Genomic DNA, 13240 nt, shown 5'->3' with positions numbered 1-13240 from the left:
CCTATCGTTATCAACAATACATATTGTTGCGCAATTATTTGCAAATTTTTCGGTTTGCGTCGCTATGCATAGCTCGCTTGCTCTAATTCTATGGGTGCCGCTCGTTTTGGCATGATACATTTCTGTGCCCTCAAAGCGACCATTGAAAAGCAATTTTTTCGAAAGGACCATTTGGCCACAACCGTGAAATACGTCCTGCCCACCAGGTACTTTCGCAACTCAGCTTCGGTAGGCTTGTGATACTGTCCGCATCCCTTGCCGGGAGGTGGTGGCGGCGGGATTTGCTGGGCCAGCAGCATCGCGGCGATCGTCAGCAGCATCGGCGTTCCCTCTCGATCAGATGCGCAGGCTAAGCGTGTGATATTTGGCTGCTACCGTGCGTTCCCCATCGTACCACTTTATCCTGGAAATAACATTTTGAAGTGACATCATATTTTTCCTATTCTATAATATCCAGGAATCACATTCTTGCGTAATTTGGGGTCAAAAACGTAGAAACTATCTTGATTAATTATACATATATTACTACATATTGTTTGGCGATCGTTGCCTACGTCCTTGCAAAGTGTTTGACCATTTATCCAATATCGTCCGGACTGATACAGATTATTGTGCATGTGTTGCTTGTATGTACCATCCTCAAAAATAAAAACTGCGTTTTCACTTTTCCAACGGGGGTCGCTATATACCCGACCAACCAGATACTTACGCAACTCCTCAGTCGTCGGCGTTTTGTATCTGCCGCAACCCTTACCGTAAGGCGGGGGTGGCGGGATTTGCTGGGCCAGCAGCATCGCGGCGATCGTCAGCAGCATCGGCGTTTCCTTGCGATCAGATGCGCAGGCTAACCGGCTGATATGTCGCTGTCATTGCTAAATTGGCGTTCAGCTTCTTTGCGCGGCACCTGCCGCTTCGCCATTGCGCTCGCCGCCGCCTTTGCTACGCCTTGACGCGATGACCGAGCCTGCCCATCACGCCGCCGGCCACCGCGCGCGGTTGCGCCAGCGGCTGCTCGACGATGGCGAGGCGCTGCTCGATCACGAGCTGGTCGAATATCTACTGGCACTCGCCATTCCGCGCCGCGATACCAAGCCGCTCGCCAAGGCGCTGCTCGCCGAGTTCGGCGGCATCGGCGGCGTGCTGACCGCCGATGCGCGGGCGCTGGCGCGCGTGCCGGGCATGGGCGAAACCTCGGCGGCGGCGGTCAAGGTGGCACATGCCGCGGCCATCCGCCTGTTGCGCGCTGAGGTCGCCCAACGCCCCGTCCTGTCGAACTGGCAGGCGCTGCTCGATTATCTGCGCGCCGAAATGGCATGGCATCCGATCGAGCGGGTGCGCTGCCTGCATCTCAACACGCGCAACATGCTGGTGCGCGATGAGCTGATGCACGAGGGATCGATCGACGAGGCGCCCGTCTATGTCCGCGAGGTCGTGCGCCGCGCGATGGACCTCGGATCGGCGGCGATCATCCTCGTTCACAACCACCCCTCGGGCGATCCCACCCCCAGCCGCGCCGACATCCAGATCACGCGCGCCATCGCCGATGCCGCCAAGCCGTTCAACATCGCGCTGCACGACCACATCATCATCGGCCGCGACGGCCATACCAGCCTGCGCTCGCAGGGGCTGATCTAGGAGGATATCATGACGCCCGTTTCGGCCGCGGCCAGCGTACCCACCACGGCGGCGAGCCGCTATCTCCAGCAATTGTGCAAGCACTGGTCGCATAATTTGGCGGTCGAATACTCTGCCGATCATGGCAGCGTGGTGTTCCCCAGGGATGCGCGCGGCGCGGATCATCCGGGCGATGCGACGGTGACGTTCGATGCCGGGGCAGACGCGCTGGCGGTGCGGATCGACGCGACCTCGCCCGAACAGCTCGACGGGCTGAAGGGCGCCGTCGCGCGCCATCTCGATCGCTTCGCCTTCCGCGAGGCGCCGCTGGCGTTCGACTGGCGCTGATGCGTACCGCCGGGGTGCGCTTTCTTGCGGCCCGGCGCTTGCGCCCCTAGTGGCGGGCGGACGCCAAGGGGGAGAGCCGCACATGCCGCATCTGATCGCCATCCTGCCGGGAGACGGGATCGGCCCCGAAGTGACTGCCGAGGCGCGCCGCGTGCTCGATGCGCTGGCGCTCGACCTGGCGTTCGAGGAAGCGCCGGTGGGCGGCGCGGCCTATGATGCGGCGGGACATCCGCTGCCCGATGCCACGCTCGATCTGGCGCGCCGCGCCGATGCCATCCTGTTCGGCGCCGTCGGCGATCCGCGCCATGACGGGCTGGCGCGCGAGCTGCGCCCCGAACAGGCAATCCTCGGCCTGCGCAAGCAACTTGGGCTGTTCGCCAATCTGCGCCCCGCGCGGCTGTTCGCGGGGCTCGAGGACGCCTCGGCACTCAAGCCGCACATCGCCGCCGCGATCGACATGGTAATCGTGCGCGAACTGACCGGCGACGTCTATTTCGGCCTCAAGTCGCGCGGCACCACTGCCGATGGCCTGCGCGAAGGCCGCGACCTGATGCGCTACGACGAGGCCGAAGTGGCGCGCATCGCCCGCGTGGGGTTCGAGACGGCGCGCACACGCCGGCACCGGCTGTGCTCGGTCGACAAGGCCAATGTGCTCGACACCTCGCAGCTGTGGCGCGACGTGGTGATCGAAGTCGCGGCGGACTATCCCGACGTCGCGCTCAGCCACATGTATGTCGACAATGCCGCGATGCAGATGGTGCGCGACCCCGGCCAGTTCGACGTGATCGTGACGGGCAATCTGTTCGGCGACATTCTCTCCGACCAGGCGAGCATGTGCGCGGGATCGATCGGGATGCTGCCATCGGCGGCGCTCGATGGGCAGGGCAAGGGGCTGTACGAGCCGATCCATGGATCGGCGCCCGACATCGCCGGGCAGGGCAGGGCCAATCCCTGCGCGACGATCCTGTCGGCGGCGATGCTGCTGCGCCATTCGCTCGGCCTCAGCGATGCCGCCGATCGCATCGAGGTCGCCGTCGCCGCCGCCATCGCGGGCGGTGCGCGCACGCCCGATCTCGGTGGCACGCTCTCGACACGCGAAATGGCCGATCGCGTGATCGAGGCGCTGGCATGAACCAGCCGCCGCTCGAAGTGGCGGTGGTGATCCCGGTGTTCAACGAGCGCGGCAATGTCGCCGACATGGTCGAGCGTATCGATGCGGCGCTGGCGGGACGGCGCTGGGAAGCGATTTTCGTCGACGACGATAGCCCCGACGACACCGCCGAGGCGGCGCGCGCGCTGGCGCGAGCCGATCCACGCGTGCGCGTCATCCAGCGGATCGGCCGGCGCGGGCTTTCGACGGCATGTATCGAGGGCATGTGCGCCACCGCCGCGCCGCTGGTGGCGGTGATTGACGGCGACGGCCAGCATGACGAGACGCTTCTGCCGCGCATGGCCGCCGCGCTCGAGGCCGATCCGGGGCTCGACCTCGCCATCGGCTCGCGCTTCACAAGCGGCGGCGGAACGGGCGACTGGGACCGCGATCGCGTGGCGAAATCGGCTTTCGCGACAAGACTTTCGCGGCATGTGCTCAAGGCCGATCTGAGCGATCCGATGAGCGGCTTCTTCATGATCCGCTCGAAGTTGCTGCGCGATCTGGTCCCACGCCTGTCGGGCATCGGCTTCAAGATCCTGCTCGACGTGATGACCGCAGCACCGCGGCCGCTACGCTTCGTCGAGCTGCCCTATGTGTTCCGCACGCGCGAGGTCGGCGAGAGCAAGCTCGATCACGTCGTCGCGATGGAATATCTGATCGCGCTGTACGATCGCATGTTCGGCCGCTTCGTGCCCGTGCGCTTCGCGATGTTCGGCGCGATCGGCGCGCTGGGCGTGGGCGTGCACATGGGCGTGCTGACGCCGATCATCGCGCTCGGTGGGGAGGCCGCGTTCGTGCCGGGGCAGGTCGTGGCGACGCTGGTGGCAATGACCTTCAACTTCTTCCTCAACAACGCGCTCACCTATCGCGATCGGCGATTGAAGGGCGCGCGCGAACTGGCGGGCGGACTGCTGTCGTTCGCGCTCGTCTGTTCGGTCGGGCTCGCGGCGAATGTCGGCGTCGCCACCTATCTGCATCAGGGCCAGTCGAACTATTGGGCGGTATCGGCGCTGGCGGGCATCGTCGTCGGTGCCGTCTGGAACTTCGCCCTGTCCTCGCGTTTCACCTGGGGCCGCTACGGCCGGCGACGGAACGCCTAGCTCGCTTCGCCGGCCGAGTAGACAGGGACGCCTTCGGCCAGCCTCGACTGGTTCTCGGCGCGGATCGCGGCGGCTGCATCGTCGTAGAGGAAAGGCAGGCACGCGTAGCGGCGGCCGCGCGTCACCCGCGTCGCCTCATGTTGCAGCGAGCAGCTGAACACCACCGCACCGCCTTCGGGCGCGCGATGGGTGCGCGTACCGAACTCGGGAAAGCGTAGGTCGCCGCCGTCATAGTCGCTGTTGAGGTTGATCGTCACCGCGAAGCGGCGATGTGCGGTACCGTGCGTGGTGTTGTCGCGATGCGGCCGGAAATAGCCGCCGCTGTCGGCATCATAGGCCGCGACCATGTATCGCTCGATGCGTGTCACATCGAACTGAAAGGCGCGCTTGATCGCGGGCACCAGCCGCGCATGCACGCGCGCCGCGATGGCGCTGCGCAGCCTCGCATCCTCGATCGGGTGATCGCGCCGGCGCTTGAAACTCGCGTCCATGACTAGCGTGGTGCGGCCGTCGATATCGCGCATGAACCCCGACTCGGTCTGCTGGCCACCTTCATAGGCGGCGATCAACGCCCCACAGAGTTCGGGCTCGAACAGGCGGGGCACCGTCAGCACCGGCGCGTCGATGCCGGGATCGGCATCGCCGGCCAGCGCGATCACATCGGCGATCGCCGTCGCGATCTCGACCAGCCGGTAGCGGCCGACAACCTGCAAGCGGCGATCGAGCAGCAATACGCATGGCGCGTACTTAACATCGTCGCCCTCACCGGCGCAGGCACCAAAGGCGACCGACACGCTGCGGTCGCGATCATCGATGGCGATCATCGCGTTGCGCGTCGCCACGCGCCCGGCGGTCAGGTCGCGCGGATCGATCGTGACGGTGCGACAGGCCACCCCCGCCGCCGCGAGCCGCGCATCCGCCGTGGCGAGCAAGGCCAACGCCTCGCTGGCAGCAGCAACGGCAGCCGAACCGATCAGCGCGACGAGCTGCGGCGCACCTGCCGAACTGCTCAGGTTGAGCATGCCGTCATGCCCGGCAGCGCGATAGGCGACCCAGGGCGCCCAGTCGCCGGCAACGAGCGGCCTCACGCGAGGTCTCGCGCGCTATGACTGACCGTCATTGTCAGTCGATCGGCAAGGCGTTTCGAGGCATCGTCAAAGCGACGTGCCGGATTGCTGCTGTTCATCGGGATGCAACCTTCGCGCTCGGCGCGCATTTTGCAACCGAAACAGAAACAGTCTCAGAAATAACGAGTGATATCATGCGCAAGGCAATGCCCATCATCATGGCACTCATCCCGTTGGCAGCCGTCGTCGGCGCGTGCGTCGCCGTTCCCTGACCTAGTCTTGCGGCGCTGCGCCGGCGCTCGCGTCGGTTCGAGGCAACAAAAAAGGGCCGTCCGGCAGTGCCGGCGGCCCTTCTTCGTGATCCTGATCTGACGATCAGTTCGCGGCTTCGTCAGCCGGAGCCTCTTCGCGGGCGATCTCGCCGGCTTCGAGATTGGGATCGCGCTCCTCGATGAAGCCGCTTTCCTCCTTCTCGAACATCGCCGCCATCACGTCGACGCCCTGGGCCTGCATGTCGGCCTCTTCGGGGCTGCGCGCGACGTTCGCCTTCACCATCACCGATACCTCGGGATGCAGCGCGACCTTCACTTCGTGCAGGCCGATCGCCTTGATCGGCTTGTCGAGCACGACCTGGTTCTTGCTCACCTTGTGGCCCTCGGCCTCCAGCGCCTCGACCAGATCGCGCACCGCAACCGAGCCATAGAGCTGGCCGGTGTTCGATGCCTGGCGGATGAGCGTCACCGACACGCCGTCGAGCGTCTTGGCGTCCTTCTCGGCATCGGTGCGGCGGGCGGCGTTGTCGGCCTCCAGACGCTCGCGATTGGCCTCGAAGACCTTGCGGTTGGCTTCATTGGCGCGGAGCGCCTTCTTGCGCGGCAGCAGGAAGTTGCGAGCGAACCCGTCCTTCACCGTCACCACATCGCCGATATGGCCGAGCTTCTCGACGCGCTCGAGCAGAATGACTTGCATGGGACCGGCCCTCCTTACTTCACGACGTAGGGCAGCAGGCCCAGATGGCGCGCGCGCTTGATGGCCTGCGCCAGTTCACGCTGCTTCTTGGCCGAAACGCTGGTGATGCGGCTCGGTACGATCTTGCCGCGCTCCGACACGAAACCCTGGAGCAGGCGCACATCCTTGTAATCGATGCGCGGCGCGTCCTTGGCCGAGAAGGGGCAGCTCTTGCGGCGGCGGAAAAACGGGCGGGCCATCAGTTGTTCTCCCCTTCCTCGCGGTCGCGGCGCGGGCCGCGGTCGCCGCGATCGTCGCGGTCGCGGCGGCGCTCGCGGTCGCGCTCGCCCTTGCGCATCATCACGGTGGGACCGGCCTCATGCTCGTCGACGCGGACGGTCATGTAGCGAATCACGTCCTCGTTGATCTGCGTCTGGCGCTCGAGCTCGGCAACGACGTCGCCGGGCGCGTCGATCTCGAGCATCACGTAATGCGCCTTGCGGTTCTTCGCGATGCGATAGGCGAGGCTGCGCAGCCCCCACGTCTCGGTCTTGACGACCTTGCCGTTATTGTCCTCGATGATCTTGGTGGCGTTTTCCGCCAGTGCGTCCACCTGCGCCTGTGCCAGATCCTGGCGCGCAAGGAAGACGTGCTCGTACAGAGCCATGCCTTCGTTCCTGTCTTGGCCGATCGCTGACGCGCACCCCATGTGCGGCGCCCCTCCGGCTGTCGTCGGGTAATGCGCAACGGGCGCCGGAACCGCGTTCCGCCGCACGAAGCCCGCGCGCCTTGGCGCAACCGGCGGCGAAATGCAAGCGCGGCTTGCCCCTCGCCGGCTTTCGCGCGAAGGATCGAGGCGATGACGCTCGAGGCCGATTTCGCCGCGATTGCCCGCCAGCAGGGGCCGCAGGCCGCCGCTCGCATGGTCGAGCAGCGCGCCGGCAGCGGTGACGCGCAGGCGATGCTGGTGCTGGCGCAGTGGCGGCTATGGGGATTGCATGGCCCGCGCTTGCTCGCCGAGGGCTACCGGCTGGCAAGCGCCGCGGCGGCGGCCGGAATGGTCGAGGCGCACACGCTGCATGCCGCGCTGCTCGCCACCGGGACCGGCACTGCTGCCGATGCCGGAGCCGCCGATGCCGCATGGCGCGCAGCGGCGGCAATCGACCCCGCGGTAGCCGCGACGCTCGCTATCGCCACTTCACTCGCCGCCGCCCCGCTGAACGCGCCGCGCGTGCTGAGCGTCGATCCCTGGATCGCCATCGTGCCGGGCCTCGCCACCGAAGCTGCGGCGCGGCACGTGATCGCGCGCGCCGAACCGCGGTTGCAACCTTCGTTCGTCGTCGATCCCGCAAGCGGCCAGCGGCGGCCGCATCCGGTGCGCACGTCGCTCGGCACCAACTTCGCGCCGAGCGAGGAGGATGCGGTGCTGCACGCGCTGCACCGGCGGATCGCCGACGCCACCGGAACGCCGATCGACGCGGGCGAGCCACTGCATGTGCTGGCTTACGCGCCGGGGCAGGAATATCGCCCGCATCTCGATACGCTGCCTGGCGTCGCCAATCAGCGCGCGGTGACGGCGATCGTCTATCTGAACGCCGATTTCGAGGGTGGCGCGACGCGTTTCGGCAAGCTGGGTCTCGATGTCGCGCCCGAGGCGGGCAGCGCGCTGCTGTTTCGCTCGCTCGATGCCGAGGGGCGCGCCGATCCGCGCACCGAACATGCCGGGCTTGCGGTGACGGCGGGGCGCAAATGGATCGCCACGCGCTGGATCCGGCAGCGGCGCTGCCACCCCTGGGAGCCCGAGACGATGCGCTGACGCGACAAGGGCGACGAAACCTAATGGTCCCGTCGCCCCGTGTGGCGCTTTGGTTTCCGCTTAGAACACGACACCGCCGATGACCGCGCCGATCAGGCCGCTGGCGAGTGCGACCAGCACTGCGTCATTGCCCGACTGCACCCACTGATAGCCGCGGGGCGGCGCGTAGAGGCCGCGCTGGCGATAGGTACGATAGTCGATCTGGCGGTAATTGGGCGCGAATGCCCGGTTGAACCGCTGTCCGCGCTGCCAGCTGCGATACTGGTAGGCCGGCTGGGCGATGCGGACGTTGCGCTGGATCGGGCGGTTCACCCGCACATTCTGGCGCACGACGTTGCCGCGGCGGTTGAGAACGGTCCGTTCGCGCACGCCATTGCCGCGCTGGACGACGACGGTGCGGTTGCCGCGCTCCTTCACTACAGTGCGCTGCTGTGCTTCTGCGGGGGAGGGCATCGCGACGGCGGCGGTTCCGATCGCGACGGCGGCGAGCATGGCCTTGTTCAACATGATGCTTCTCCTCGTTTGATCTTGCGAGCCGGGACTGCCCCGGCGTTGAAATCAAACTAGGCCGCGGCTGTCGCAGCACTTTGTCGCGTGGTGGCCAAAAGCGTCGCCAATTGTCGCAATCGGCGCAGGACTTGAAAGCTTTCGGCGTTCGGGCGTAGGCGGCGGCTTCCGCGACAAACAAGGATATCGGCGATGCGCGCGTTCGTTTTTCCAGGCCAGGGCAGCCAGTCGGTGGGCATGGGCACGGCACTGGCCGCCGCCAGCCCGGTGGCGCGCGAGGTGTTTCAGGAAGTCGATCATGCGCTGGACCAGAACCTGTTCCGCCTGATGGCCGATGGCCCCGAAAGCGAACTGACACTCACCGAGAATGCGCAGCCGGCGATCATGGCGCATGCCATCGCGGTGCTGCGCGTGCTCGAACGCGAGGGCGGGGTGCGGCTGGCCGACAAGGCCGATTTCGTCGCGGGCCACTCGCTCGGCGAGTATACCGCACTGTGCGCCGCGGGCAGCTTCGACTTGGCGACGACGGCGCGCCTCCTGAAGCTTCGCGGGCAGGCGATGCAGGCGGCGGTGCCCGTGGGCGAGGGCGCAATGGCGGCGCTTCTGGGCGCCGATCGCGCCAAGGCGCAGGCGATCGCCGATGCCGCTGCCGAGGGCGAGGTCTGCACTATCGCCAACGACAATGATCCGGGGCAGGTCGTGCTGTCGGGCACGCGTAGCGCGATCGAGCGTGCCGTGGCGCTGGCGAAGGAGCATGGCGCCAAGCGCGGCATCCTGCTGCCGGTATCAGCGCCCTTCCACTGCGAACTGATGCAGCCGGCGGCGCAGGCGATGGAAGCCGCACTCGCCGACGTGACGATGCAGGCGCCGCTGGTGCCGCTCTACGCCAACGTCACCGCCGCGCCCGTCGCCGACCCGGCCGTCATCCGCGCGCTGCTCGTCGAGCAGGTGACGGGCATGGTCCGCTGGCGCGAATCGGTGGAAGCGATGGCGGCGGCTGGCGTGAGCGACTTCGTCGAAATCGGCGGCAAGGTGCTCGGCCCGATGGTGAAGCGCACCGTACCCGACGCGGCCACCGCCAGCGCGATCTCGATGGACGACATCGAGGCGCTGCTGAAGGATATCTGAGCGGTCCGATGCGACCGCATGAGCAAATCGAAAGGCGTAAGATGTTCGACCTGACAGGCATGACGGCGCTGGTTACCGGCGCTTCGGGGGGGATCGGTTCGGCGATCGCGCAGGCGCTGGCGGCGCAGGGCGCGCGGCTGGCCGTCTCGGGGTCGAATGCCGCCAAGCTCGACGCCTTTCGTGCGGGGCTGGGCGGCGATCATGTCGCGCTGCCGTGCGACCTGTCCGACGGGGCCGCGGTCGACGCGCTGGTGCCGCAGGCGGTCGAAGCGCTCGGGCGGCTCGACATTCTCGTCAACAATGCCGGCGTCACGCGCGACAATCTGGCGATGCGGATGAAGGACGAAGAGTGGGACCAGGTCATTCGCGTCAACCTCGAAGCCGCCTTCCGTCTCGCACGCGCCGCCGCGCGACCGATGATGAAGCAGCGTTTCGGCCGCATCGTGTCGATCACCTCGGTCGTCGGCGCGACGGGCAATCCGGGGCAGGCCAACTATGCCGCGTCGAAGGCCGGGCTGGTCGGCATGTCGAAGGCGCTGGCGCAGGAACTGGCCAGCCGGGGCATCACCGTCAACTGCGTGGCACCCGGCTTCATCCGCTCGGCGATGACCGAGGTACTGCCCGAAGCACAGAAATCGGCGCTCACGGCGCGCATTCCCGCGGGTGACCTCGGCAGCGGCGAGGATATCGGCGCTGCGGTCGTCTATCTCGCCAGCCGCGAAGCGGGCTATGTCACCGGGCAGACGCTGCACGTCAACGGCGGCATGGCGATGCTGTAAGGCGGGTGGGCGCCCGCCCCCTTCCAACCACTTGCCAGCCCCGATGCACCGCTCTAGGTGCGTTCAGGAATCCGAAAGATACCCACAAAAGGACATTGGGAATGAGCGACACCGCCGATCGCGTGAAGAAGATCGTTGTCGAGAATCTGGGCGTCGAGGCCGAGAAGGTCACCGAAGATGCGAGCTTCATCGATGATCTGGGTGCCGACAGCCTCGACATCGTCGAGCTGGTGATGGCGTTCGAGGAAGAGTTCGGCGTCGAGATTCCCGACGATGCCGCCGAGAAGATCACGACAGTCAAGGACGCGATCACCTATATCGACGAGCACAAGGACTGATTGTCCTTGACGGGGCGGGCCGCCGGCCTGCCCCGGCTGGTCGGCCTTCCGCCGCGCCGGACGGGCGCCGGAGGGTTCGAACGACGGGGGCCGCCCGTTCCTGTCCGCGCGGCTATCGGCATGGACAGGGTTTCGACAGGCTCAGCCCCGCAGGGTTGGGCCTGTTTCAGTTTTTGGAGATGCATGGATGCGTCGCGTCGTCGTAACCGGGCTTGGCCTCGTCACTCCGCTGGGGGCGGATGTCGAGACCGCGTGGAGGAACATCATCGCGGGCAAGTCGGGCGCCGCCACGATCACGCGGTTCGACGCCAGCGACTATGCCTGCCGCATCGCCTGCGAAGTGAAGCCGCCCGAGCATGAATATGGTTTCGATGCCGGCAAGCGCGTCGATCACAAGGTGCAGCGGCAGGTTGATCTGTTCATCACCTTCGGCATCGACGCCGCCGGCCAGGCGATCGAGGATGCCGGGCTGACCGACATGAGCGAGCCCGAGCGCTATCGTGCCGGCTGCTCGATCGGCTCGGGCATCGGCGGGCTGCCCGGCATCGAGAGCGAGTCGCTGGTGCTGGCCGCCAAGGGCCCGCGCCGCGTGTCGCCGCACTTCGTGCATGGCCGGCTCATCAACCTGATCTCGGGGCAGGTGAGCATCAAATACGGGCTGATGGGGCCGAACCACGCCGTCGTCACCGCCTGTTCGACGGGCGCGCATTCGATCGGCGATGCCGCGCGCATGATCGCAATGGACGATGCCGACGTGATGCTGGCGGGCGGTGCCGAGAGCGCGATCTGCCCGATCGGGATTGCCGGCTTCGCGCAGGCGCGCGCGCTTTCGACCAATTTCAATGATACGCCCGAGCGCGCGAGCCGGCCCTATGACGTCGATCGCGACGGCTTCGTGATGGGCGAGGGCGCCGGCGTCGTCGTGCTCGAGGAATATGAGCACGCCAAGGCCCGCGGCGCCAAGATCTATGCCGAGGTGATCGGCTATGGCCTTTCGGGCGATGCCTATCACGTCACCGCGCCGCACCCCGAGGGATCGGGCGCGTATCGCGCGATGGAGATGGCGATGCGCAAGTCGGGGCTCGCGCTGTCGGACATCGATTATGTCAATGCGCATGGAACTTCGACGCCGCTCGGCGACGAGCTCGAACTCGGCGCGGTGCGCCGGCTGTTCGGCTCGGCGATCGACACCATGTCGATGTCGTCGACCAAGTCGGCGATCGGGCATCTGCTGGGTGGCGCGGGCGCGGTCGAATCGATCTTCTGCATCCTCGCGATGCGCGACGGCATCGTGCCGCCGACGCTCAACCTCGACAATCCGAGCGAGAATTGCGCCGGCGTCGATCTCGTCCCGCACAAGGCCAAGGAGCGCCGCGTGCGCGCGGTGCTCAACAACTCGTTCGGCTTCGGCGGCACCAATGCGTCGCTCGTGATGAAGGCGATGGATTGAGCGACCGGGGCACCCGCTCGTGAAGCGGCTGGGCTGCATCGGGCTGTTCGCCGGGCTGGCGCTGATCGCGGCGATGTTTCTCGTCGTCCAGAACTGGACGGGCGGGGGGCCGCTTGCGCGCGAAACCAGCGTGATCGTGCCCGAAGGCGCCTCGCTCACGCGCGCGGCGCAGGAGATGGAAAAGGCCGGGGCGCTCGCCTCGGCCGATCGCTTCCGGCTGTTCGCACGCATATTCGGATCGGGCGCGCCGGTGCGTGCGGGCGAATATGCCGTGCCCGCCGGCATCAGCCCCGCCGATCTGCTGGCGCTGATGCAATCGGGCCGCGTGCTCCAGCGGCTGGTGACGGTGCCCGAAGGCACGCCGTCGGTCCTCGTGCACGACGCGCTGATGGCGGCCGAGCATCTCGAAGGTACGGTCGCGGTGCCCGCCGAGGGATCGGTACTGCCCGACAGCTACAGCTACCAGCGCGGCGACACGCGCGCTGCCGTACTCGCCCGGATGCAGGCGGCGATGGACGAGTATCTCGAAAAGGCATGGGCCACGCGCAAGCCTGGCATCGCCGTATCGACGCCGCGCGAAGCGGTGATCCTCGCGTCGATCGTCGAGAAGGAAACCGCCAAACCCGAGGAGCGGCGCGCCGTGGCGGCAGTCTATTCGAACCGGCTCAAGCGCGGGATGCCGCTGCAGGCCGATCCGACCGTCATCTATCCGGTCACCAAGGGGCGCCCGCTCGGCCGGCGCATCCTGCGGTCCGAGCTGCGCGCGCGCAACGGCTACAATACCTATGCGATGGCGGGGCTGCCCGCCGGGCCGATCGCCAATCCCGGCCGCGCGAGCATCGATGCCGTGCTCGATCCGGCGCAGTCGTCGGCACTGTATTTCGTTGCAGACGGCACCGGCGGCCATGTGTTCGCCGACACGCTCGAGCAGCATAATGCCAATGTGGCGAAATGGTATGCGCTGCGCCGCGCGCGCGGCGAGATGTGATCGC

18 protein-coding genes are annotated in these 13240 nt (G+C 66.7%); 11 read left to right on the top strand and 7 right to left on the bottom strand.

Annotated elements, in window-relative coordinates:
- Positions 1-62: 62 nt before the first annotated feature.
- Positions 63-320 carry a hypothetical protein gene (locus tag FBR43_RS07975; protein ID WP_136942656.1) on the bottom strand — a complete coding sequence of 86 codons (258 nt, stop codon included), beginning with the start codon at positions 318-320 and terminating at the stop codon, positions 63-65.
- A 108-nt stretch (positions 321-428) separates the two neighbouring features.
- Positions 429-815, bottom strand: coding sequence for a hypothetical protein (locus tag FBR43_RS07970; RefSeq protein WP_136942655.1), 387 nt, complete (start codon positions 813-815; stop codon positions 429-431).
- Between the two features lie 139 nt (positions 816-954).
- On the opposite strand from FBR43_RS07970, the gene radC reads away from it, so the two are divergent.
- The 4 genes from radC (at position 955) to FBR43_RS07950 (ending at position 4215) form a co-directional block, all read left to right on the top strand.
- On the top strand, positions 955-1635 hold the full coding sequence (gene radC / locus FBR43_RS07965) for a RadC family protein (RefSeq protein WP_136942654.1): 681 nt from the start codon (positions 955-957) through the stop codon (positions 1633-1635).
- A 9-nt stretch (positions 1636-1644) separates the two neighbouring features.
- The gene (locus tag FBR43_RS07960; protein ID WP_136942653.1) at positions 1645-1962 is read left to right on the top strand and encodes a DUF2218 domain-containing protein; all 318 of its coding nucleotides are present in this window, start codon (positions 1645-1647) and stop codon (positions 1960-1962) included.
- An 82-nt stretch (positions 1963-2044) separates the two neighbouring features.
- A complete protein-coding gene (gene leuB / locus FBR43_RS07955) occupies positions 2045-3094 on the top strand; it encodes a 3-isopropylmalate dehydrogenase (RefSeq protein WP_136942652.1) in 1050 nt (349 codons plus the stop codon).
- A complete protein-coding gene (locus FBR43_RS07950) occupies positions 3091-4215 on the top strand; it encodes a glycosyltransferase family 2 protein (RefSeq protein ID WP_136942651.1) in 1125 nt (374 codons plus the stop codon). The genes leuB and FBR43_RS07950 overlap by 4 nt, the downstream gene beginning before the upstream one ends.
- On the opposite strand, the gene FBR43_RS07945 is transcribed toward FBR43_RS07950, so the two are convergent.
- Positions 4212-5303 (bottom strand): 2OG-Fe(II) oxygenase family protein, encoded by a 1092-nt coding sequence (locus FBR43_RS07945; protein WP_212611911.1) that lies wholly within the window; start codon positions 5301-5303, stop codon positions 4212-4214. The two genes, FBR43_RS07950 and FBR43_RS07945, sit on opposite strands and share 4 nt — an antisense overlap.
- A 17-nt stretch (positions 5304-5320) precedes the next feature.
- Here FBR43_RS07945 and FBR43_RS07940 point away from each other — a divergent pair, with 17 nt between their 5' ends.
- Complete coding sequence (locus tag FBR43_RS07940) at positions 5321-5554, top strand: hypothetical protein (RefSeq protein ID WP_136942650.1); 234 nt, start codon at positions 5321-5323, stop codon at positions 5552-5554.
- 103 nt (positions 5555-5657) lie between these two features.
- On the opposite strand, the gene rplI is transcribed toward FBR43_RS07940, so the two are convergent.
- Genes rplI through rpsF form a run of 3 tightly spaced genes read right to left on the bottom strand, consistent with a single transcriptional unit; the run spans position 5658 to position 6897 of the window.
- The gene (rplI, locus tag FBR43_RS07935) at positions 5658-6251 is read right to left on the bottom strand and encodes a 50S ribosomal protein L9 (RefSeq protein WP_136942649.1); all 594 of its coding nucleotides are present in this window, start codon (positions 6249-6251) and stop codon (positions 5658-5660) included.
- A 14-nt stretch (positions 6252-6265) separates the two neighbouring features.
- Positions 6266-6490, bottom strand: a complete 225-nt coding sequence (gene rpsR, locus FBR43_RS07930) for a 30S ribosomal protein S18 (RefSeq protein ID WP_007403456.1) — start codon at positions 6488-6490, stop codon at positions 6266-6268.
- Positions 6490-6897, bottom strand: a complete 408-nt coding sequence (gene rpsF / locus FBR43_RS07925) for a 30S ribosomal protein S6 (protein WP_136942648.1) — start codon at positions 6895-6897, stop codon at positions 6490-6492. The genes rpsR and rpsF overlap by 1 nt, the downstream gene beginning before the upstream one ends.
- 192 nt (positions 6898-7089) lie before the next feature.
- Between rpsF and FBR43_RS07920 the strand changes: the two genes are divergently transcribed.
- Positions 7090-8046 (top strand): prolyl hydroxylase family protein, encoded by a 957-nt coding sequence (locus tag FBR43_RS07920; protein ID WP_169542546.1) that lies wholly within the window; start codon positions 7090-7092, stop codon positions 8044-8046.
- Between the two features lie 60 nt (positions 8047-8106).
- Here the strand turns inward: FBR43_RS07920 and FBR43_RS07915 are convergent, their stop codons facing one another.
- Entirely contained in the window at positions 8107-8553 is a 447-nt protein-coding gene (locus tag FBR43_RS07915) for an RcnB family protein (RefSeq protein WP_249276502.1), read from the bottom strand.
- Positions 8554-8745: 192 nt separating this feature from the next.
- Here FBR43_RS07915 and fabD point away from each other — a divergent pair, with 192 nt between their 5' ends.
- The 5 genes from fabD to mltG all read left to right on the top strand — a co-directional run bounded on the left by fabD (position 8746) and on the right by mltG (position 13236).
- Positions 8746-9681 carry an ACP S-malonyltransferase gene (gene fabD, locus FBR43_RS07910; RefSeq protein WP_136942646.1) on the top strand — a complete coding sequence of 312 codons (936 nt, stop codon included), beginning with the start codon at positions 8746-8748 and terminating at the stop codon, positions 9679-9681.
- Positions 9682-9722: 41 nt separating this feature from the next.
- Positions 9723-10460 carry a 3-oxoacyl-[acyl-carrier-protein] reductase gene (gene fabG / locus FBR43_RS07905; RefSeq protein ID WP_136942645.1) on the top strand — a complete coding sequence of 246 codons (738 nt, stop codon included), beginning with the start codon at positions 9723-9725 and terminating at the stop codon, positions 10458-10460.
- Positions 10461-10561: 101 nt separating this feature from the next.
- Positions 10562-10798 carry an acyl carrier protein gene (locus FBR43_RS07900; protein WP_136942644.1) on the top strand — a complete coding sequence of 79 codons (237 nt, stop codon included), beginning with the start codon at positions 10562-10564 and terminating at the stop codon, positions 10796-10798.
- Between the two features lie 187 nt (positions 10799-10985).
- Positions 10986-12248, top strand: coding sequence for a beta-ketoacyl-ACP synthase II (fabF, locus tag FBR43_RS07895; RefSeq protein ID WP_136942643.1), 1263 nt, complete (start codon positions 10986-10988; stop codon positions 12246-12248).
- Positions 12249-12267: 19 nt separating this feature from the next.
- Entirely contained in the window at positions 12268-13236 is a 969-nt protein-coding gene (gene mltG / locus FBR43_RS07890) for an endolytic transglycosylase MltG (RefSeq protein WP_249276501.1), read from the top strand.
- Positions 13237-13240 lie beyond the last annotated feature (4 nt).

It is taken from the genome of Sphingomonas baiyangensis, assembly GCF_005144715.1.
GTDB classification, from domain to species: Bacteria; Pseudomonadota; Alphaproteobacteria; order Sphingomonadales; family Sphingomonadaceae; genus Sphingomonas; species Sphingomonas baiyangensis.
This window is presented reverse-complemented; position numbering and strand designations above follow the sequence as displayed.

What these genes read in the sequence shown, in the direction of transcription:
- FBR43_RS07975 (WP_136942656.1), bottom strand. Translation starts at nt 320, where the DNA reads ATGCTGCTGACGATCGCCGCGATGCTGCTGGCCCAGCAAATCCCGCCG.
- FBR43_RS07970 (WP_136942655.1), bottom strand. Translation starts at nt 815, where the DNA reads ATGCTGCTGACGATCGCCGCGATGCTGCTGGCCCAGCAAATCCCGCCA.
- radC (WP_136942654.1), top strand. Translation starts at nt 955, where the DNA reads ATGACCGAGCCTGCCCATCACGCCGCCGGCCACCGCGCGCGGTTGCGC.
- FBR43_RS07960 (WP_136942653.1), top strand. Translation starts at nt 1,645, where the DNA reads ATGACGCCCGTTTCGGCCGCGGCCAGCGTACCCACCACGGCGGCGAGC.
- leuB (WP_136942652.1), top strand. Translation starts at nt 2,045, where the DNA reads ATGCCGCATCTGATCGCCATCCTGCCGGGAGACGGGATCGGCCCCGAA.
- FBR43_RS07950 (WP_136942651.1), top strand. Translation starts at nt 3,091, where the DNA reads ATGAACCAGCCGCCGCTCGAAGTGGCGGTGGTGATCCCGGTGTTCAAC.
- FBR43_RS07940 (WP_136942650.1), top strand. Translation starts at nt 5,321, where the DNA reads ATGACTGACCGTCATTGTCAGTCGATCGGCAAGGCGTTTCGAGGCATC.
- rplI (WP_136942649.1), bottom strand. Translation starts at nt 6,251, where the DNA reads ATGCAAGTCATTCTGCTCGAGCGCGTCGAGAAGCTCGGCCATATCGGC.
- rpsR (WP_007403456.1), bottom strand. Translation starts at nt 6,490, where the DNA reads ATGGCCCGCCCGTTTTTCCGCCGCCGCAAGAGCTGCCCCTTCTCGGCC.
- rpsF (WP_136942648.1), bottom strand. Translation starts at nt 6,897, where the DNA reads ATGGCTCTGTACGAGCACGTCTTCCTTGCGCGCCAGGATCTGGCACAG.
- FBR43_RS07920 (WP_169542546.1), top strand. Translation starts at nt 7,090, where the DNA reads ATGACGCTCGAGGCCGATTTCGCCGCGATTGCCCGCCAGCAGGGGCCG.
- FBR43_RS07915 (WP_249276502.1), bottom strand. Translation starts at nt 8,553, where the DNA reads ATGTTGAACAAGGCCATGCTCGCCGCCGTCGCGATCGGAACCGCCGCC.
- fabD (WP_136942646.1), top strand. Translation starts at nt 8,746, where the DNA reads ATGCGCGCGTTCGTTTTTCCAGGCCAGGGCAGCCAGTCGGTGGGCATG.
- fabG (WP_136942645.1), top strand. Translation starts at nt 9,723, where the DNA reads ATGTTCGACCTGACAGGCATGACGGCGCTGGTTACCGGCGCTTCGGGG.
- FBR43_RS07900 (WP_136942644.1), top strand. Translation starts at nt 10,562, where the DNA reads ATGAGCGACACCGCCGATCGCGTGAAGAAGATCGTTGTCGAGAATCTG.
- fabF (WP_136942643.1), top strand. Translation starts at nt 10,986, where the DNA reads ATGCGTCGCGTCGTCGTAACCGGGCTTGGCCTCGTCACTCCGCTGGGG.